The sequence below is a fragment of the Suttonella sp. genome (genome assembly GCF_056855035.1).
This window is the reverse complement of sequence record NZ_JBXGGR010000113.1, coordinates 40050-57655: the sequence shown is the minus strand read 5'-3', so window position 1 is coordinate 57655 and position 17606 is coordinate 40050. Positions and strand designations below refer to the sequence as shown.

The window sequence follows — 17606 nt, the reverse complement described above, 5'->3', positions numbered from 1 at the left end:
AATTTAACGGTGTAAGCAAAAATTTCGAATGGCATTTGAAAGAATGCGAATGGCGCCGGAAGCAGAGTATTGATGATTTAGAAAAACATTTATAGTCGCTTCTGCAATAAATTATACCAATCACTCTGCTAGTCTAGAGCCTTCTATTAGTTCATTTTTGGACGGCTGTTTTTTCATAGGCGTATTTTTTTGAATAAAGCACACATTATAATAAAACTTTTTAAAACCCCCTTGTAAATCGTCCGTAAATTGACTAAAATTCACTATATCGTCAATATTAGGACTATTTTATGACCAATCATTTCCCTAACCAATTAGATCAAATCGGCGACATTTGCACCCAAATGCTCACCGATTACGCCCAATTTGCCAAAAGGCACAACATTAACGCTAATGAACTTGGCATACTCTACATGCTGTGGATTGACGGAGCCTGTAGCCAATCGCACATCGCTGATAAATGCCAAATCGCCAAACAAACGGTCAATACCCTATGCCAAAAATTCATCGCTAACGGTCTTTTAATCAGCGAACCGAGCGAGCAGGACAAACGCCAAAAAGTACTGCATTTTACCGATAAAGGGCGAGCTTTTGCCGAGCCGATTATTGCCGATTTACTCGCCCAAGAAAATAAGGCAATCGCCGAATTTGGCGTGGAGAGAATTGAATTTTTATTAAATGAATTAAGAGACTTACAAGGCGTACTTGCCAAACATTTAGGTGTACAAATATGAATTTAACCGTTAAAAATATCCGTCCATTTTCACCGCATTTTTCTGATTTTAAACAGCTGTATCATGCGGTATTTCCTAAAAAAGCACGTTTTCCCATACCGCTGCTTGTGCTGATGTCGCTGCGGTGCGATGTGGATTTTTGGGCGGTGCTGGATAAGGGCGAATTTGTCGGATTTGTGTATTTGATTAACGACAAAAAAGCAACCTTTGTGCTGTATTTGGCGGTGGACGAACGCCAACATTCTAAAGGCTACGGCTCAAAAATTTTGGCACTGATTGAACAAAAAAAGCAGGTAAAACCATTGTGTTAGACATTGAAACGGCGGATAACACAGAAGCGGACAACCACGTCCAACAGGTCAAACGCCAAGCGTTTTATGTGAAAAACGGTTTTGAGATGATGGATTTTAGTTCGCAAGATAATAATGATTATCTTGATGTATTTTGTAAAAACGGACGGATTGACGAAAAAGCATATCATGCGCTGGTTACCAAGCCTGTGTTCGGGTTGATCAGTATTCGGACAAGAAAGCGGCAAAACAGTTTGTAAAACACACACATTTCACCGCCAATATCAGCAAAAACTTCTTCAATATCCGTAATTTATAAATTTACACTTCCCATTCTTCCACTTGCCAGCAATCCGCTTCGCATTTCAATACTAATTTTTCCACCAAATCCGCATCTTCAAGGCGGCTGATAAAGCCGCTTAAGATGTCTTCACCGCCTTCCCATTGCCATAGGCAAAGTCCGTAGGCATGTAATTCCAATGCGGCGATGGCAAGCAAATCCACGCTGTCGCTATATTCCGTGTAACTGCCTTCCCAATCGCGTGCGCCGAAGAGCAGATTTGCGCCCCACTGCTCGCCTACTTGGCTCAGACTTTCGATGAGGGCGGCGCTGTCTTCTTGCAGCGCAAAATAGCTGCCGCTTTTGCCTAATGCTTGATGCAGCAGCAGATAAATCGGCGCTTCTTCATCATCAATATCTTCCAGTGCATCAGCAAAGGCGGCAAGGGTTTTGTCTAAAGATTGCTCGGGCGGACAGAATAGTTCAAGCAACAATTCTGCGGCATCAATTTGCGTATTTTTATAAGGAGAGAAACTCATTTGCGCTTCCTGTGTTAACAATAATGCGTCCTGCGGGGCGCTTCTCCCAATCTCGACAGACAGGAATAACTTCATCTAAAAAGATTTCTTGATAAGGCATGTGCGCGACAAAATCGCTGTCGAATAATTTTGCCAACCAAGACCAGATTTGCTCCCGCTGTCCGCTGCGGCAATGGCTAGAGCTGATGCCGTACAAAGTCACGCTGCGCAAGATAAAGGGCATGACAGAGCCCTGCCAAATGCTGTTTTCCGCCATACCGATTGCACAGACCGCGCCATGCGGCTGAATTTTGCTCAATAATGCTGCCAAACTCGCGCCGCCTAAGGTATCAATCGCGGCGGCAAATTGCGCCGAATGCAGGGCTTTGGGACTATCCTTCACCTCTGCCAAAGACAGAATTCTTTGCGCACCCACTTGATAAAACAAGGCTTCATGCGCATCAGGCGAACGTGCCAATGCCACAACATCATAGCCCAAATAGGCCAATATCTGCACCGCCCACAAGCCGACCGCGCCATTAGCTCCTGTAACGGCGATTTCGCCGTCTTCAGGCACAATGCCGTGTTTGAGCAATTTATCAACCGCCAAAGCAGCGGAAAATCCTGCCGTGCCTAATAACATTGCGGTTTTGCTCGTCCAAGCGCTTGGTATGGGAACGATACTGTCGGCATTGACCGCAATCATTTGCGCCAAACCGCCGTTCACTTGCTCGCCCAAACCGGCACCCGCCACCAAGACCGCATCGCCCTTTTGCCACCTAGCATCCGCAGAAGCCTGCACCACACCCGCCGCATCGATGCCGGCAATCAGTGGATACTGCCGCATCACTTTGCCGCCACCGGTAATCGCCAGCATATCTTTATAATTCAGAGCGCTATATTGCACCGCAATTTGCACTTCGCCGCTAGGCGGCGCAGCATCTTCCACCAGACAAGCATTTGCCTCTGGATATCCATGAATTCGTATGGCTCGCATGAATCCCCCTGAAAAAGGCATAGTGTAAGCAAGGAATTGTCTTTATGCCACAATCGGGCGATAATCCGCGCCTGCTAAGGTTTCAACACACAGGACAACACATAAAGCGTCGCTCTAGGTGTTGCCATAAATAGGAAGCGCTTACTGCTGCTCCCGATAAAATCCTACCGCCATAAATGGCGAGGGGTCAACCGAAAAGGAATTTTTGATGAAAGCTAACATTATTCTGGCGGTAGAATCGTCCTGCGACGAAACAGGCGTGGCGATTTACGACTGCCGACGCGGCGCGCTCGCCAATCAAGTATTCAGCCAAATCGACATGCACCGTGCCTACGGCGGCGTAGTACCTGAACTGGCGGCACGCGACCATCTCAAACGCCTACCGCTTCTGCTGCAACAAGCCCTTGCCGAGGCAAAATTAAGCCTGCAATACATTGATGCAATTGCCTACACCGCAGGCCCGGGTCTGCTCGGTGCCTTAATGACCGGCGCGGGCTATGCCCGCAGCCTTGCCTATGCGCTTAATATCCCCGCCTATCCCATTCATCATATGGAAGGACATCTGCTCTCGCCCTTATTGGCAGCTGAACAACCCGAGCTGCCCTTTCTTGCCCTACTGGTTTCAGGCGGACACACGCAAATCCTCGCCGTTGATGCCATCGGACAATACCGCCTACTCGGACAAACCCTAGATGACGCCGTAGGCGAAGCCTTCGACAAAACCGCAAAAATCATGGGACTTCCCTACCCTGGTGGACCAGAACTGGCCGCACTCGCCCGACAAGGCAACCCGAAACGCTACGACATGCCGCGCCCTATGACCAACCGCCCGGGGCTGGACTTCAGTTTTTCGGGATTAAAAACCCATGTCCGCCTGCTTATCGAACAAGAACCCGCCGAGGCGCATGCCGACATTGCCGCCAGTTTTCAACACACCATTGTCGAAACCCTGCTCATCAAATGCCAGCGTGCTTGGCAGGAAAGCGGCTACCGCGATTTGGTCATCGCAGGCGGCGTATCCGCCAACCAAGCCCTGCGCAGCGGACTGGAGAAAAAAGCGCAAGCCTTAAAACGCCGCGTCTTCTTCCCCGAACTCTCGCTATGCGGCGACAATGCCCTAATGATTGCCCATGCCGCCGCCCGCCGTCTCGATATCGGCAAAAGCGCGGCTTTATCCCTAGACATCAAAGCGCGTTGGTCATTGGAAGCGCTCTCCGCCTAAAACGCCTCGCTTGCCTAAAGCCGCTCGGCAAGCGACAATGCGCCTTTTTCCGAGGACAATATGGCGGACTTCTCTCGCATCGAGCTGCTGACCGATAGCAGCATTCTAGAACAACACGAATTTCCTTTATTTGAATATACGGGACTCTATCTGCAACTGCGCAGCCAAGCACAAGCCATGGACTACTGCTGCATTGTGGTTGACCAACAAGAAGCACAGGATGCCAATGATGAAAAACTGCTCAACCTTGTCGCCGCCTCGGGCTATGTGGATGATGACAGCGACATTACCTTCCGCATCAGCAAAGCCGAGCAATATTTCTATACCTATTTCAATTTCAAAGCGCATGATGCGCATCTAAGCGATTCAACGGACTAATGCCGGCTTTTTTATTCAAGAGAGGATAAAAAATTATCCCCGAACATCAACTGAAATCTTCGGGGATAAATCGGCATCTGAAACAAGAATAAGATTATTAATGCTGCTGTCTATGCGGAAAACGCTCGCGCGGATTGCCAAAAATCATGGCAATCATCAATAAAGCGGCGAATGCCAAGAGAGACCATAGCGGAATGGATAAGCCTAAAAATTTATCGACGACGGCACAATCGCCGGTACCCTGCATCGATTGCAACAAACCATTCCAAAATCCATTCTTATCTAAAGTGCCCCAGAAATCGAAGCCGCAGGCAGGAATTTCGCCGGCAGGCAAACTTTGAATATGCAAATGTCTGGCGCTTAAGCCCAAGCCGAAAAAAATGCCCGCATATTTGCCAATCATCAATATCGTGCGGCTTATCGGTTTTACAGGCCAAAAAACCGCTTCCAATATCATAAAGCTTCCCGCTATTGCGAATGCGAGCCGCTGCATCATGCACAGCGGACAAGGTGCCAGATAAAGCGTTTTTTCCAAATACAGCCAAGCAAAAAGAATTAAGCCCCAAGCGCCTAGGCCGCTTATAAATAAAGCAATACGTTTATGTGTCTCTAACATGCTTTTTCCTATCTAATCTATAAGGCGCGCATTGTAGCAAATGCCCCCTGTGCTTGACTAAATTATCGTAAATGCCTTGTATTTTTCATAGCTGCCGCCATTGATGATACCTGTATGCAAAAAATTCGGATATCAAATGAGCGTAAATAATCAAGATCTTGTACTTAATGAAATGCGAGCAGCATTAGCCTTGCTGGAAACGGAAATGCGGACAATCGGCTGGTGGCAATCCCAAGCGCCGCCGGTAGAAGCGCTGAACAGCAAAGAGCCTTTTTGCATAGATTATTTGCGTTTTAGCGAATGGCTGCAATGGGTGTACATCCCTAAAATGCAGGCCTTTATGAATCAAACAGGCCGTCTGCCTGCCCAAAGCAATTTACTGGCGATTGCAGAAGAAGCATGGAAAGGCAGCGACCGCGACAGCACGGGCTTATTGCAAATAATTGAATTATTAGACGCCTTAGTCATGGGCGGTGCCAAAGACAAATGGCAGGCCGTCATCGGGCAAAGCTTATCTTAGTCGGGAAAAAGGCATTGTTTCAGCTGAATCATTTGCGAGTCCTCGGCATGATGCAACAACATCTGAGATACGCGTTCCTGCCATAATCGGGCAAAACGGCTTTGCTCTTGCACATCCGCCAATCCGCTCATCACTTTCGGCATTAAAGCGCGCATCTCTTCCGGCCAAGGCACAATCTCCGTATTCAGCGCGATGCTTACCGCATCGCCGTTATAGTCAAGGAATTCAAAAAGAGTTACAATTTAAACACATCTCGCCGTACTCTCTGCGCTACCTGTTAGCAGCATTACTGTGCCACTTTTTCATTTCTTTGACTATATCCTGGCGGCGCATCAGCATTACTGCTTCAATATCGGCATTAAATTGCAATAAATTTCTGCGCTTAAACAAAGCTTGCGCGCCAATGCCGGCAAAGCCCGTATCGCTTGCCGCGCCCGTGAGCAATTGCACAATACTCGCCATGACGCCGGTAGTGCCGCTATCCGGCGATTGGGCAAAAAATACTTCTATTTCGCCGCGTTGGGCAAGCTCTTCGCCGTATAAAGCCTTAATGCCTGCCAAAGTCATTAAATAGGCGGCGGCAACCGTCGGACAAGAATGCCCCGCCAATTTTACGGCATCCGCATAGCGGTATTGCAGCAACCCCAAATCTGCCGCCCCCAAAAACCATGCCAATTTATCTTGAATATGCAAGATAGGCGCTTGGGCGAAAAAATCCGGAAAACCTTCGCTGTCAAAGGTGAGACTCATGCTTTACTCCTAATAAGACGTATTATTTGCCGATGCAAAATCCCGAAAAGATTTCGCCTAATAAATCATCGGCATGAACTTTGCCGGTAATTTCGCCCAAATCATCATGCACAAGCCGCAAATCTTGAGCCAATAATTCGGCGGCGCGATGTCCTTGGAATGCCTGCCATGCCTGTAGAAAATGCTGCTGCGCCTTATCCAAAGCGCGAATATGGCGCTCCCGCGCAATAAAAGGCGCCTCGCTTTCCGTCTTGCCTGCCAATTGGGCGATTTTCTTGCGCACCGCTTCCAAACCTTGCCCCGTTTTGGCGGATAGCCATAAGCCGTCTTGATATTGTGCTTGCAGCGAAGCGTCCACCAAATCCGCTTTATTATAGAGTTTTACAATCGGGCTATTGCCGGCGCGCTCGCGCAGCTGCGTTTCCAAATCTAGGATTTCTGCCGCATCCATATCATCTGCGGCAATCAGCAAGGCAATCAGTTGGGCATGCTGAATCGCCTGATGGCTGCGACGAATGCCCTCTTGCTCGACAATGTCTTCGCTTTCGCGCAATCCCGCCGTATCCACCAGATTGATGGGAATGCCTTCAATGATAATGGATTCGCGCAAGATGTCGCGCGTGGTGCCGGCAATATGCGTTACAATCGCGCGGTCCTCTCCCGAAAGCGCATTTAAAAGGCTGGATTTGCCCGCATTCGGTTTGCCTGCCAAGACTAAATCGATGCCCTCATTAAGCAATTTGCCTTGCTCAGATTGCTGTAATAAGGCGGAGAGTTTCTCGCCCCAAGCCAAAAGACGCGCTTCGATATTGCCTTCGCTGATAAAATCGATTTCCTCTTCCGGAAAATCCAGCGCCGCTTCGATATAAACGCGCAGCTGCAAAATCTCATCGCCCAAACGGTTTACCTGACGGGAAAATTCCCCTTGCAAGGAACGGTTTGCCGCCTGCATTGCCGCCGTAGAACGCGCGGCAATCAAATCGGCGACCGCTTCGGCTTGGCTTAAATCCAATTTATCGTTTAAAAAGGCGCGCCGCGTAAATTCCCCTGCTTCAGCCAGTCGTGCGCCGCTATCCAATGCCGCACCGAGCAAGGCATTAGCCACTGCAATCCCGCCGTGTCCCTGCAATTCGACCACGTCTTCGCCGGTAAAAGAATGCGGGGCTTGGAAATACAGCAAAATACCTTGATCGATTAAGCTCCCGTCTTGCGCGTAAAAATGGGCAAAATGCGCATAGCGTTTGCGCACATCTTCTATTTTGCTCAATTGTTTGGCAATCGCCAATGCCTGCGCGCCGCTGATGCGGATAATGCAAACGCCCCCTGTTCCAGAGGGCGTTGCAATCGCGGCTATCGTATCATGCTGTCCAATCATGAGGATTGTTTGGCATGATGATTTTGCGGCGCTTTGTGCGGTTCGCCGTAGCGTTTGTTCATCAGCGATTGCTGAACAATGCCGAAAGCGTTCGATACCGTCCAATACAGCACCAAACCTGAAGGGAACCACATAAACATAAAGCCGAAAATCAAAGGCATCATGAGCATGACTTTTTGCTGCATGGGATCAGCCGGCGGTGGATTGAGTTTTTGCTGTAAGAACATCAAGCCCATATTGATAATCGGCAGGATGAAATACGGATCCATTGCCGACAAATCTTGAATCCAGCCCATCCAAGGCGCATGGCGCAGTTCCACTGATTCCGCAAGCATGTAGTAGAAAGCAATGAAGAAAGGAATTTGCAGCAGCATCGGCAGGCAGCCGCTAGCAGGATTGACCTGTTCTTTCTTATACAATTTCATGATTTCTTGGCTCATGGCTTGGCGGTCATTGCCGTAGAGCTCGCGCAGGCGCGTCATTTCAGGTTGCAGAGCGCGCATTTTCGCCATCGATTTGTAAGCCCAAGCCGAGGGCACGAAAAAGAGCAATTTAATCAACAGGGTCATGACCACAATCGCCCAGCCCCAGTTGCCAATCACTTTATGAATCAGCTCCATGACTTTAAACATGAATTCCGAAATCATAAAAAGCATGCCGTAATCAACGGTTTTATCCAAATACGGTGCTACCTGATCAAGGTCTTTAACGATTTTCGGCCCGACATAAGCGCTGCTGCTGAACTCGTATCGACTTCCTGCGGGAATGCTCAGCACTTCCGATTTCACGCCGACGATATGATCGCCGTTATTGGGATTGTATTGCGTATAAAGCACATGCGGCACGCTGTTTTTCGGTACTAAGGCGGCGATGAAATAATGTTGAATCATGGCTACCCAGCCGTCTGTGCTATTGACGGATTTCGCGGCTTTTTTAGTGTCTGCGATATCGCTTAATTTGATTTTTTCATAGCGGTTATCCGCCGATGATAAGACCGCGCCGGTAAAAGTGGCGATATTGGATAAGCCTTGCGAGCCTTGGGCTTTGCCGAAAGCAATTTGATTATAGGCAATGCCTTGCCATGTGTTTGCGCTGCTGTTGTCTAATTGCTGCAGCAATTCGAATTCATATTTGCCGCGATGGAAAGTAAAGGTTTTGCTGACGCTGAGACCTTGTTCATTCTGCCAGGTAAAAGGCACCGTCAGGCTGTCTTGCCCTTCCGCCAGCACATATTCGTTTTGCGCGCTCTGCCATAAAGCGGTGTGCGTGGGCGAGGCTTCATCGCGTGCAGCGCTAACCATGCCCGAGGTCATCTGCATGCGGTTGGGGTCGTTTTGACGAATCAAAGCCAATGCCTGATCATCTTTCAAACTCACGGAATATTTCAGCAAATCGGCCTGCATCAGCGTGGCGCCGCGCGTGCTAATTAAGACGTCCAGCACATCGGTACGCACACGGACAAACTGCTCCTGAGCATTAGCATGAGCGGCAACCGGCGCATTCATCGACGTATTTGAAGCGCTGACCGACGGTACACCGGCATCGGAAGCAGAAGGATCGATTTGTATTTGTGCGGTAGGGTTTTGCGGCATATTCGCCAATTGCCAGCGCTGCCATAAGATGAAAATTAATCCTGCTGCCAAAGCATACAAAATTACACGCATATTACTTTTCATATTTCTCCACACTTTTTTCTGGAACGGGGTCATAGCCGCCCTTAGACCAAGGCCCGCAGCGGCAAATGCGTTTGACGGTAAGCCAAGAGCCGTACAATGCGCCGTGGGTTTGAATCGCCTCTTCGCCGTAATGCGAACAGCTCGGTTCAAAACGGCATTGCCGACCGATATAAGGGCTAAGGGTTAAGCGGTATAGTTTAATCAATCCGATCAGGAATCTTTTCACTGTTGTATTCTATGCCAATGTTTTTGCAATGAAGCAAATAAACTCGCATTATCCGCTAATGCCGCCGCTGATTTCGGCATCACGATAATATCTATGGTTTTCGCGTCCGGGCTTAACATCTGCAAACGGAAAGATTCGCGAATAATGCGTTTAAGGCGATTGCGTTCATGCGCTTTTGCAACACGCTTTTTCGCCACTACCAAACCGAGACGGGAAAACTTAGGCGATTCCATACAAGAACGCCCCAGTACAGTGAAATAGCGGTCGCTGCTTCTCTGTTCAGGGGCGGAAAATACCTGATCAAACTGCGCGCGCTGCGTCAGTCGCGCTTCTCGCACAAAGGCGGCACACACGCGCAAGCAGATATTACACGGTCAAACGATGACGGCCTTTGGCACGGCGGCGGCTTAAGACTTTGCGTCCATTGGCGGTAGCCATGCGCGCACGGAAGCCGTGAGTACGTTTGCGTGATACATTACTAGGTTGGAAAGTACGTTTTGACATTATTGTCTCCTATTAAAATTCAAAGCGCGGGATAATACGGTGTTTATTAAAACAAGTCAAATATTTCAACACATAGAACGCCACATAAAGTGCCATTCCGGCGGTTGCCCCGTATCGGAAAATACCTGCGTCTCTTCCAATTGCATTATTTTCCTGAAAAAAGAGATTTCAACTAACAAGGCATTTTGGATAAAAACCGTCTTTGCCATTTCTTTTTCTATTATTCATTCGATTGATAAATAGCGCGGGTTTTAAATGCCAAAGATAAAGTGCCTTTATCAATATAAGCCAATTCCCCGCCAATCGGCACGCCATGCGCCAAGCGCGTCGCACGAACATGATGTTTAGCTGCCAATTCATTAAGAAAATAGGCGGTTGCCTCGCCTTCCAAGGTGCTGTTGGTTGCCAATACCAATTCCTTGATTTCTCCTTGAGCCAAACGTTTATCCAAGATATCAAGTCCCAAAGCCTCTGGACCTATACCATCAAGCGGCGAAATATGTCCCATTAAGACAAAATACAAGCCTTGATAATCGGTGGATTGCTCGATTGCCAGCACATCCGCAGGCGCTTCCACAACGCAAAGCGTCTGCTGGTCGCGATGTGCATTGCGACAAATCAAACAGGTCACTTCATCGCTCAAATTGCGGCAAGATTCGCAGCGTTGCGCCGTATGCAGGGCGTGTTCTATCGCTTCCGCCAATTGCGCGGCTTGCGTTTGCTTTTTCAGCAGCAAATCCAAAGCCATTCTTTGGGCGGTTTTTGCGCCTACACCGGGTAGGCAGGTCAGCGCTTCGACCAATCGGTCGAAGCTAGGGGAAAAAGACATCTTAAAACGGCAGTTTGAAACCTGCCGGCAATCCCATACCTGCGGTAACTTTGCTCATTTCCGACTGTGTCATTTCCTGCACTTTCACAGCTGCATTATTTACCGCGGCGGCAATCAACGCTTCTAACATCTCTTTGTCTTCATTCATCGTCTCGGCGCTAATCTGTACGCGCGTGCAACCGTAATGACCGTTCAATTCCACTTCGACCGCGCCGCCGCCGGCTTGCCCCGTCACTTTCTTATTGACCAGCTCAGCCTGCATTTTTTGCATATTTTCCTGCATTTCCTGAGCTTTTTTCATCATGCCGCCCAATCCACCTTTTAACATCATTCACTCCTAATGTGATTCACTGTCTAAAAAACGAATTGAATTCTCATCAATTCGTGCATCAAATTCTTTTTCTAAGGCTTGCACGGCGGGGTGTTGAAGAAAATCTTCCCGTAATTGCAGCTCCTGCGCCTGAAGTTGCACATGCCGATGCTGAAATACGGTTTGCTGTTCTGCCTGTTCTGCGAGAGAAACTTGGATTTTTTCCCCTACAGCGGCGCTTAATTGCTGCGCCAATTGCTGCAAATGTGCCGCACTTGCCCAAACTTTACCCGCCTCATCCGCCGCCATCTGCAAATGACCGTGTGCATAGCTGACGGGATACATATTTTCTTTGACAAAAAAACTATTTGCCAAAGGCAAAGCCTGCGCCACCTGCTGCCAAACGGCAGGGGCATTGATGCTGGCTTCCAATAATTCTCGGCTGATACGCGACGGTGTCTCCGCTTTATCCGAAGCGGCTTGTGCCGGAGATACTACTGCTTCTTCCCAAGGCGGCATCTCCTGCGGCTCATGAAAAATGCTATCCTCAGAAGCAGGCACCGCCTCTCTATCATCAGAGGGCAAAGCCAGCGCAACAGTATGCGCGCTCTGTTCCTGTTCTGCCGCTTCCTGTAATTGTTCTGCTAAATGATGCAAATCCGGCACAGCGGATGGCTGCAATGCCGCCTCATCAATCGGACGCACCTGCGCCAAATCTTGTTCGGGGAAGACCGGCTGCAATGCCAGCATGCGCAAGAGCATCATTTCAACCGCCATCGCAGCATCGGGTTGATAAGGCAGACTCTGCCAAGCATCGGTAGCGATTTGATACCACAACTGCACCAATTCAAGCGGCAATTGCGCCGCCAAATCCACCATATCGGCATGCACTTCTTCGGCAAAACGCTGCGCCTGCAATTGTGCGATGGTCAAAGATTGCAAGGTCTGCAAAATGCGGCGCAGCAAATCGCTGTAATCCGGCGCATAGCTTTCCAAAGCCGCATATTCCTGCCGCAATGCCTGTGCATTTCCCGCCGCCAAATGACGAAATAAAGCCCTGACGCGCACCGCTGGCACCGCACCTAACAAAGCGGCGACATCTTGAGTCAATACCCTGCCCTGTCCGTAAGCAATCGCCTGATCTAATAAACTCAGGCTATCGCGCATACTGCCCTGCGCCGCCTCTGCCAGAATGCCCAAGGCTTCCGTCTCAAAAGCCGTTTGCTGGCTTTCCAAAATATACTGCAAATGCGCGGCAATCTGCGCCGTACTCATATTTTTAAGCTGAAATTGCAAACAGCGCGAGATGACGGTAGCAGGAATTTTCTGCGGATCGGTCGTGGCAAGAATAAATTTCACATGCTCCGGCGGCTCTTCCAAGGTCTTGAGCAAAGCATTAAAACTGCCGTCAGACAGCATATGCACTTCATCAATCAAATACACTTTGAACCGCCCTTTAATCGGCATATACGGCACACTGTTAAGCAATTGCCGTGTATTATCGACCTGCGTGCGGGAAGCGGCATCCACCTCGATTAAGTCCGGAAAATTGCCCGCATCGATTTCGCGACAATGCTCGCATTCTCCGCAGGGATGGGAAGAAATACCGTTAGTTAAGCAATTAATTGATTTTGCGAAAATTCTGGCGATGGTCGTTTTGCCGACGCCACGTGTGCCTGTGAATAGATAGGCATGATGAAAATGCTGATGATCAAGGGCGTAACTCAACCCTTGAGTTACATGCTGCTGTCCTACGAGTTCTTGAAAATTTTTCGGGCGCCACTTTCTGGCTAATACTTGATGCATAAGACCGTCAGCTAAAAAAGAAAAAGGCCTACACCAGCACTCCTCGGCACCCAAGATCGCCACTACCGTTGCTTCCTTCCGGACCTGGCGGGGTTCGCGGCTTATTGTTGCGAGGTACCAATGTAGACCAGAAGCGCATTATAGCGACTGCCTGTTAAAATGCAAGCAATGTTTCAACCCTCAGAAAGACACATAAAATACCCTCTGTGTATTGCCCTGAATTGCAAGAGTTTACACTTCTCCGACTATAAATCATCGTAAAATAATTGCCGAAGAAAGCGCGCCGTTTACAGCCTTTGACTTCACGAATTTGTCGGCTTATTTCAAGCCGAAGGCCAAACGCATCCAAGCAAAGCGGCGGATGATTTCATATAGGGCGAAACTCAATAATAAAGTAAGCAGACTTATCGCCGCATAATATTGCCCTGCCGAGAAATTCGGACTATCCAAAAGCCAGGCAATCATAATCACAATCGGATGATGCAGCAAATAAATCACAATCGCCGACTGAATCAGATAGCGAATCACTGTACCGCTCTGATATTGCAGATGATAGCAATAATAGAACAAGAGAAAAGCCACACCGCCTGAGGAACAGGCATGCAATAGACGATAGGTAAAGCCGCCTAATGCCGGAAGATAATCTTGCAGTTTGATGAGTTTAAGCCCCAGCAGATAATCGATGATAAAGCTTAGCATTGTAATCATCAGCAATATGGCAATCTGTTTCTTAGTGATGCGGTGCAAGAACTCGCGCCGCGCATAAAGCAAAGCGCCGCAATAATAAAAAGGAAAAAATTGTAAGGTATTAACGATGAAAAAATTAAATAAATTGCCGTCAATCGAACCGAAGAAATGCCAATATTTACCATTTAAATACAGCGCGAGAGGATAAACTGCCGTAGCGATTAACAACATGATGAGAAACTGTTTCCACCATGCGCTGAAATAAATTTTTTCAGGAATCAGCATGTCCAAACAAGCACAAACAAAAAGCGTAATCAAAAACCAACCATGCATGACCATGCGCCATAAATCAAAATTTTTCCAAGCAAAATCCATATAATAAGCGCCGAATATTTGCAATAACAGATTAACGCCAAAGCAGCCCAATAATAAAGGCAGCAAAACGCGCTTAATTCTTGCTTGAAAAAATACTTTTTTGCCCTTGCGGCTGCGAATCATGCAGGCTAAAAATCCTGAGACGAGGAAAAAAGTTTCCATGCGAAAAATATGCTCCGGATAGACGAGCGCAAAAATCGCAAAGCTTTTATGATGAATACTGGAATAAACAAAAGTAAATTGCGGCGAAATCACCGATACCGTATGCCAAAATACGCCGACAATCATCAGCACGGCACGCAGCATATCCAGACCGTGATAATAAGTATAGTCAAAGAAATGAAAAAGTGGTGCAGTAATGCTGCTAACAGGTAGCGCAGAGAGTACGGCGAGATGTGTTTAAATTGTAACTTTTTTTGAATTCCTTGACTATAGTAGAAGGTTTTGTCATTAATAAAAAACAAAAGCTGCCTGTTAAACAGGCAGCTTTTTCAAAAGTTTTTTAATAAATATCGAAATCAAAATATTGCCGGTTGATTTTCTGATATTCCCCATTGTCGCGAATACCTTTAATCGCCGCATTTAAGCGCCGGCGCAATGCTTCATCGCCTTTGCGTACGGGAATGGAAACCCCTTCGCCGTAAAATTCCGGATCATTAAACAAAGGTTCGGCGAATGCAAAGCCTTTTCCCATTTCTGTTTTCAAAAAGCCCGAAGATAATGCGGTCTGATCGGCTAAAGTGGCATCCAAGCGCCCTGCCACCAGGTCTAAATTCACTTCGTCTTGCGTGTTGTAACGCTCAATGGAAGACACGACTTGGGCAAATTTCGCGGTGGCGTAATAGTCGTGAATGGTCGAGGTTTGCACGCCGATTTTTTTGCCTTTCAAATATTCCATTAAATTCTCTTGCGTGATGGCTTCCGCTTGTGCGGCGGCAAGCGCCAATTGCCCGTTATTGGAATAATATTTGTCTGTGAAATCGACGGTTTTTTTCCGTTCTTCGGTTGCCGACATCGAGGCGACGGCAAAGTCAATCCGCTCGTTCAGTAATGAAGGGATAATACTGTCCCAATCCATTTTCACCAACTCGCATTCTGCCTGCATTTCCTTGCATAAGGCTTTGGCGATATCGACATCAAAGCCGATTAATTCATTGCTTTCATTGACCGCAGAAAACGGCGGATAAGCGCCTTCGATGCCGATGCGCAAGGTTTGCGCCTGTGTCAAAACGGCAGTTGCGGCGATTAAAGCAGCAATTAAGAGTTTTCTCATTTTCTTCCCCTTTCTTGGATAGGTTGTAAATGGCGATAAATTCGCTTTTCTAACAATTTAAATAACACAAAAATACATAGCGTAATCAAAAGATAAATAACGGCTGCCGTACTAAAGGCGAGATAAGGTTCGTAGGTTTTGCCATAGGCACTGCGCACCGCCTGCGTCAAATCCATAATGGCGATGGTTGAGACGATTGCCGAACCGTGCAGCATGAAAATCACTTCATTGCTGTAAGCCGGCAAGGCACGGCGCAAGGCACCTGGCAAGATAATGCGTCTGGCGATTTGCGCTTTGCTCATGCCGAAAGATTTTGCCGCTTCGATTTCCCCTAGCGGTGCGGTTTCGATAGCTCCGCGCACGATTTCGGAAGTATAGGCGGCGGTATTTAATGCTAGCGTTAAAATCGCCCAAAACATTTTATTGCGCAATAAATCCTGCATAAACTGCGATAAATTCGTGATTTCCGAAATCCATAAGCCTAATGCGAAATAAATCAAATAAAGCTGAATCAGCATCGGCGTGCCGCGAAAGATATAGCTGAAACTTAAGGCAGGCAGGCGCAACGCAAAGGGCAGGCGCGATGCCATCAGCATGCCTAAAGGAATTGCCAAACACAGTCCAATCAATAGAGAGGTAGGCACCAGCCATAGGGTATTGAGCGTACCTTTCCAAATATCGCCGCCGTATTGGCTGAAAAAACGAATCAGATATTCCCAAAAACTTTCATCACGCATTAAGACACCGTCGCAAAGCCTTTAGAAAAATGTCGTTTTAAGGCGAATACAATCATAAGGGAAATCGTCGTAAAAAATAGATAGCCCAATGCGCCGATCATATACATCGCAAGGCGCAGTACAAAATCCGATTTAATCATAGGATTGCTGGTCGCCGCTTCTTTGATGACTTTGGTTAAATCATCCACTTGCACCAAAGACACTAAAGCGGTAGTTTTCATCAAGACCAGCCAATTATTGGAAATGCCCGGCAGGGCGTAACGCAGCATTTGCGGAAAACTGATGCGGCGAAAAATTTGCCAAGGCGACAAGCCGTAAGCTTTTGCCGCTTCAATCTGTCCTTTGGGAATTGCCAGATAGGCACCGCGGAAGGTTTCCGCCATATAAGCGCCGAACATCAAACCGATGGTAATCACGGCGGTGGAAAAATTATTCAAGGCGAGGTCTTGCAGTCCCAAAAAGCGGGCGATATCGGTTTTGCGAAAAATCAGCAATAAGCGCTGCAAACCATAGAAAAACAAGAATAATTGCACCAAATCGGGAATGCCGCGCAATACGGTGGTATAGGCCGTCGCCGGCATGCTCAGCCACGGTCTGCGCGATATTTTGGCAAAACAGGCAATCAAACCGATTACAAGTGCCAAGATAAGCCCGAGCAAGGAAAGCTCAAGCGTTATCTTTGCGCCCTCAAGGATACGGTCTTGATAACGCCAAAGGACTGAAAAGTCTTTATCCATTATTTGCCGTAAATATCGTAGCTGAAGTATTTGTCATTGACTTTTTTATACTCGCCGTTGGCACGGATATTTTTCAAGGCTTGGTTGAAGGATTGGCGTAGTGCTTCGTCTGCTTTGCGCACGCCGATGGAAATCCCTTCGCCGAAATAGGCGGGTTCATTGATTTCCTCGCCGAACTGCTCAAATCCGGTACCGATTTCGCGATCTAAAAAGCCGTCTTGCAAGACGATTTTATCGGCAAATAAAACATCTACCACGCCTTTTTTGGCATCTAAATTGGCATCGTCCTGCGTGGTATAGCGGTCGATTTTCGCCCATTTGGCAAAATGATCGGTGGCATAGCTGTCAAATACGGAAGCGGATAACACGCCGATGGTTTTACCTTTCAAGCCGGCTTCCGTCATTTCGACGTCGCTACCTTTCAGGCGCACGAAAATACCGGGGTTGTGATAATAAGGCTCTGTAAACTCAATGACTTGACGTCGTTCATCATTGGCATTCATGGAGGCGATAATCGCATCGATTTGCTCATTGTTCAAAGCGGGAATCAGCCCTTCCCAGTCAATTTGCTTAAACTCGCATTCACGCTGCATTTCCGCACATAAAGCCTTGGCAATATCGATATCAAAGCCGATCATATTGCCGTTGCTGTCGATTTCCGAAAATGGCGGATAGGCACCGTCGGTGGCAACAATTAAAGGTTTTGCCATAACGGGCAATGCCGCTGCCATGCAGAATGTCATCAGTAATTTTTTCATATTTACCT

Annotated in this window: 22 protein-coding genes, 1 other RNA gene and 1 pseudogene; 6 read left to right on the top strand and 18 right to left on the bottom strand. The window is 47.8% G+C overall.

The features are described 5' to 3' along the window. The first annotated feature begins 290 nt into the window (after positions 1-290). Genes ACJHVI_RS10260 through ACJHVI_RS10250 form a run of 3 tightly spaced genes read left to right on the top strand, consistent with a single transcriptional unit; the run spans position 291 to position 1284 of the window. Positions 291-734 (top strand): MarR family winged helix-turn-helix transcriptional regulator, encoded by a 444-nt coding sequence (locus ACJHVI_RS10260; RefSeq protein ID WP_483184637.1) that lies wholly within the window; start codon positions 291-293, stop codon positions 732-734. Continuing rightward, entirely contained in the window at positions 731-1045 is a 315-nt protein-coding gene (locus ACJHVI_RS10255) for a GNAT family N-acetyltransferase (RefSeq protein ID WP_483184636.1), read from the top strand. Before ACJHVI_RS10260 ends, ACJHVI_RS10255 begins: the two co-directional genes overlap by 4 nt. Next, positions 1039-1284, top strand: coding sequence for a hypothetical protein (locus ACJHVI_RS10250; protein WP_483184635.1), 246 nt, complete (start codon positions 1039-1041; stop codon positions 1282-1284). Before ACJHVI_RS10255 ends, ACJHVI_RS10250 begins: the two co-directional genes overlap by 7 nt. A 61-nt stretch (positions 1285-1345) precedes the next feature. Here ACJHVI_RS10250 and ACJHVI_RS10245 read toward each other — a convergent pair whose 3' ends face one another. Further along, the gene (locus tag ACJHVI_RS10245; RefSeq protein ID WP_483184634.1) at positions 1346-1843 is read right to left on the bottom strand and encodes a DUF6630 family protein; all 498 of its coding nucleotides are present in this window, start codon (positions 1841-1843) and stop codon (positions 1346-1348) included. Next, positions 1824-2819 carry a YhdH/YhfP family quinone oxidoreductase gene (locus ACJHVI_RS10240; protein WP_483184633.1) on the bottom strand — a complete coding sequence of 332 codons (996 nt, stop codon included), beginning with the start codon at positions 2817-2819 and terminating at the stop codon, positions 1824-1826. Before ACJHVI_RS10240 ends, ACJHVI_RS10245 begins: the two co-directional genes overlap by 20 nt. Before the next feature lie 208 nt (positions 2820-3027). Here ACJHVI_RS10240 and tsaD point away from each other — a divergent pair, with 208 nt between their 5' ends. Together tsaD and ACJHVI_RS10230 are read left to right on the top strand one after the other, a co-directional pair. After that, the gene (gene tsaD, locus ACJHVI_RS10235; protein WP_483184632.1) at positions 3028-4041 is read left to right on the top strand and encodes a tRNA (adenosine(37)-N6)-threonylcarbamoyltransferase complex transferase subunit TsaD; all 1014 of its coding nucleotides are present in this window, start codon (positions 3028-3030) and stop codon (positions 4039-4041) included. A 60-nt stretch (positions 4042-4101) separates the two neighbouring features. Next, on the top strand, positions 4102-4419 hold the full coding sequence (locus ACJHVI_RS10230; protein WP_483184631.1) for a hypothetical protein: 318 nt from the start codon (positions 4102-4104) through the stop codon (positions 4417-4419). Positions 4420-4516: 97 nt separating this feature from the next. On the opposite strand, the gene ACJHVI_RS10225 is transcribed toward ACJHVI_RS10230, so the two are convergent. Further along, positions 4517-5035 carry a disulfide bond formation protein B gene (locus ACJHVI_RS10225; RefSeq protein ID WP_112862634.1) on the bottom strand — a complete coding sequence of 173 codons (519 nt, stop codon included), beginning with the start codon at positions 5033-5035 and terminating at the stop codon, positions 4517-4519. A 136-nt stretch (positions 5036-5171) separates the two neighbouring features. Between ACJHVI_RS10225 and ACJHVI_RS10220 the strand changes: the two genes are divergently transcribed. Continuing rightward, complete coding sequence (locus tag ACJHVI_RS10220; protein WP_483184629.1) at positions 5172-5555, top strand: YqcC family protein; 384 nt, start codon at positions 5172-5174, stop codon at positions 5553-5555. Here the strand turns inward: ACJHVI_RS10220 and ACJHVI_RS10215 are convergent. The 15 genes and pseudogenes from ACJHVI_RS10215 to ACJHVI_RS10145 form a co-directional block, all read right to left on the bottom strand. Then, positions 5552-6305: pseudogene (locus ACJHVI_RS10215) on the bottom strand (hypothetical protein). The gene ACJHVI_RS10220 and the pseudogene ACJHVI_RS10215 sit on opposite strands and share 4 nt — an antisense overlap. Positions 6306-6327: 22 nt before the next feature. After that, positions 6328-7680 (bottom strand): tRNA uridine-5-carboxymethylaminomethyl(34) synthesis GTPase MnmE, encoded by a 1353-nt coding sequence (gene mnmE / locus ACJHVI_RS10210; RefSeq protein ID WP_483184627.1) that lies wholly within the window; start codon positions 7678-7680, stop codon positions 6328-6330. Continuing rightward, complete coding sequence (gene yidC / locus ACJHVI_RS10205) at positions 7677-9344, bottom strand: membrane protein insertase YidC (RefSeq protein WP_483184626.1); 1668 nt, start codon at positions 9342-9344, stop codon at positions 7677-7679. The genes mnmE and yidC overlap by 4 nt, the downstream gene beginning before the upstream one ends. A 1-nt stretch (position 9345) precedes the next feature. Then, positions 9346-9582: a membrane protein insertion efficiency factor YidD gene (yidD, locus tag ACJHVI_RS10200; protein WP_115218955.1), complete on the bottom strand. Its 237-nt coding sequence runs from the start codon at positions 9580-9582 to the stop codon at positions 9346-9348. Continuing rightward, a complete protein-coding gene (rnpA, locus tag ACJHVI_RS10195) occupies positions 9579-9920 on the bottom strand; it encodes a ribonuclease P protein component (protein ID WP_483184625.1) in 342 nt (113 codons plus the stop codon). The genes yidD and rnpA overlap by 4 nt, the downstream gene beginning before the upstream one ends. 28 nt (positions 9921-9948) lie before the next feature. Then, positions 9949-10086 carry a 50S ribosomal protein L34 gene (rpmH, locus tag ACJHVI_RS10190; RefSeq protein ID WP_115218954.1) on the bottom strand — a complete coding sequence of 46 codons (138 nt, stop codon included), beginning with the start codon at positions 10084-10086 and terminating at the stop codon, positions 9949-9951. A gap of 220 nt (positions 10087-10306) precedes the next feature. Continuing rightward, positions 10307-10915, bottom strand: coding sequence for a recombination mediator RecR (recR, locus tag ACJHVI_RS10185; RefSeq protein WP_483184624.1), 609 nt, complete (start codon positions 10913-10915; stop codon positions 10307-10309). A 1-nt stretch (position 10916) separates the two neighbouring features. Further along, positions 10917-11243, bottom strand: a complete 327-nt coding sequence (locus ACJHVI_RS10180; RefSeq protein WP_483184638.1) for a YbaB/EbfC family nucleoid-associated protein — start codon at positions 11241-11243, stop codon at positions 10917-10919. A 9-nt stretch (positions 11244-11252) separates the two neighbouring features. After that, positions 11253-13031, bottom strand: coding sequence for a DNA polymerase III subunit gamma/tau (gene dnaX, locus ACJHVI_RS10175; protein ID WP_483184623.1), 1779 nt, complete (start codon positions 13029-13031; stop codon positions 11253-11255). Between the two features lie 27 nt (positions 13032-13058). Beyond that, an RNA gene (gene ffs, locus ACJHVI_RS10170) (signal recognition particle sRNA small type) lies at positions 13059-13155 on the bottom strand. A gap of 194 nt (positions 13156-13349) precedes the next feature. After that, positions 13350-14399 carry an acyltransferase family protein gene (locus tag ACJHVI_RS10165; protein WP_483184621.1) on the bottom strand — a complete coding sequence of 350 codons (1050 nt, stop codon included), beginning with the start codon at positions 14397-14399 and terminating at the stop codon, positions 13350-13352. Between the two features lie 196 nt (positions 14400-14595). Then, positions 14596-15366 carry a transporter substrate-binding domain-containing protein gene (locus ACJHVI_RS10160; protein WP_483184620.1) on the bottom strand — a complete coding sequence of 257 codons (771 nt, stop codon included), beginning with the start codon at positions 15364-15366 and terminating at the stop codon, positions 14596-14598. Further along, positions 15363-16103: an ABC transporter permease gene (locus ACJHVI_RS10155; RefSeq protein WP_483184619.1), complete on the bottom strand. Its 741-nt coding sequence runs from the start codon at positions 16101-16103 to the stop codon at positions 15363-15365. The genes ACJHVI_RS10160 and ACJHVI_RS10155 overlap by 4 nt, the downstream gene beginning before the upstream one ends. Beyond that, on the bottom strand, positions 16103-16840 hold the full coding sequence (locus tag ACJHVI_RS10150; RefSeq protein WP_483184618.1) for an ABC transporter permease: 738 nt from the start codon (positions 16838-16840) through the stop codon (positions 16103-16105). The genes ACJHVI_RS10155 and ACJHVI_RS10150 overlap by 1 nt, the downstream gene beginning before the upstream one ends. Continuing rightward, the gene (locus ACJHVI_RS10145) at positions 16840-17598 is read right to left on the bottom strand and encodes a transporter substrate-binding domain-containing protein (protein ID WP_483184617.1); all 759 of its coding nucleotides are present in this window, start codon (positions 17596-17598) and stop codon (positions 16840-16842) included. Before ACJHVI_RS10145 ends, ACJHVI_RS10150 begins: the two co-directional genes overlap by 1 nt. Between the last annotated feature and the right edge of the window lie 8 nt (positions 17599-17606).

Excerpts from the sequence above, each read along its gene's own strand:
- ACJHVI_RS10260 (WP_483184637.1), top strand. The coding sequence starts at position 291 with ATGACCAATCATTTCCCTAACCAATTAGATCAAATCGGCGACATTTGC.
- ACJHVI_RS10255 (WP_483184636.1), top strand. The coding sequence starts at position 731 with ATGAATTTAACCGTTAAAAATATCCGTCCATTTTCACCGCATTTTTCT.
- ACJHVI_RS10245 (WP_483184634.1), bottom strand. The coding sequence starts at position 1,843 with ATGAGTTTCTCTCCTTATAAAAATACGCAAATTGATGCCGCAGAATTG.
- ACJHVI_RS10240 (WP_483184633.1), bottom strand. The coding sequence starts at position 2,819 with ATGCGAGCCATACGAATTCATGGATATCCAGAGGCAAATGCTTGTCTG.
- tsaD (WP_483184632.1), top strand. The coding sequence starts at position 3,028 with ATGAAAGCTAACATTATTCTGGCGGTAGAATCGTCCTGCGACGAAACA.
- ACJHVI_RS10230 (WP_483184631.1), top strand. The coding sequence starts at position 4,102 with ATGGCGGACTTCTCTCGCATCGAGCTGCTGACCGATAGCAGCATTCTA.
- ACJHVI_RS10225 (WP_112862634.1), bottom strand. The coding sequence starts at position 5,035 with ATGTTAGAGACACATAAACGTATTGCTTTATTTATAAGCGGCCTAGGC.
- ACJHVI_RS10220 (WP_483184629.1), top strand. The coding sequence starts at position 5,172 with ATGAGCGTAAATAATCAAGATCTTGTACTTAATGAAATGCGAGCAGCA.
- mnmE (WP_483184627.1), bottom strand. The coding sequence starts at position 7,680 with ATGATTGGACAGCATGATACGATAGCCGCGATTGCAACGCCCTCTGGA.
- yidC (WP_483184626.1), bottom strand. The coding sequence starts at position 9,344 with ATGCGTGTAATTTTGTATGCTTTGGCAGCAGGATTAATTTTCATCTTA.
- rpmH (WP_115218954.1), bottom strand. The coding sequence starts at position 10,086 with ATGTCAAAACGTACTTTCCAACCTAGTAATGTATCACGCAAACGTACT.
- recR (WP_483184624.1), bottom strand. The coding sequence starts at position 10,915 with ATGTCTTTTTCCCCTAGCTTCGACCGATTGGTCGAAGCGCTGACCTGC.
- ACJHVI_RS10180 (WP_483184638.1), bottom strand. The coding sequence starts at position 11,243 with ATGTTAAAAGGTGGATTGGGCGGCATGATGAAAAAAGCTCAGGAAATG.
- dnaX (WP_483184623.1), bottom strand. The coding sequence starts at position 13,031 with ATGCATCAAGTATTAGCCAGAAAGTGGCGCCCGAAAAATTTTCAAGAA.
- ACJHVI_RS10165 (WP_483184621.1), bottom strand. The coding sequence starts at position 14,399 with ATGCTGCGTGCCGTGCTGATGATTGTCGGCGTATTTTGGCATACGGTA.
- ACJHVI_RS10160 (WP_483184620.1), bottom strand. The coding sequence starts at position 15,366 with ATGAGAAAACTCTTAATTGCTGCTTTAATCGCCGCAACTGCCGTTTTG.
- ACJHVI_RS10155 (WP_483184619.1), bottom strand. The coding sequence starts at position 16,103 with ATGCGTGATGAAAGTTTTTGGGAATATCTGATTCGTTTTTTCAGCCAA.
- ACJHVI_RS10150 (WP_483184618.1), bottom strand. The coding sequence starts at position 16,840 with ATGGATAAAGACTTTTCAGTCCTTTGGCGTTATCAAGACCGTATCCTT.
- ACJHVI_RS10145 (WP_483184617.1), bottom strand. The coding sequence starts at position 17,598 with ATGAAAAAATTACTGATGACATTCTGCATGGCAGCGGCATTGCCCGTT.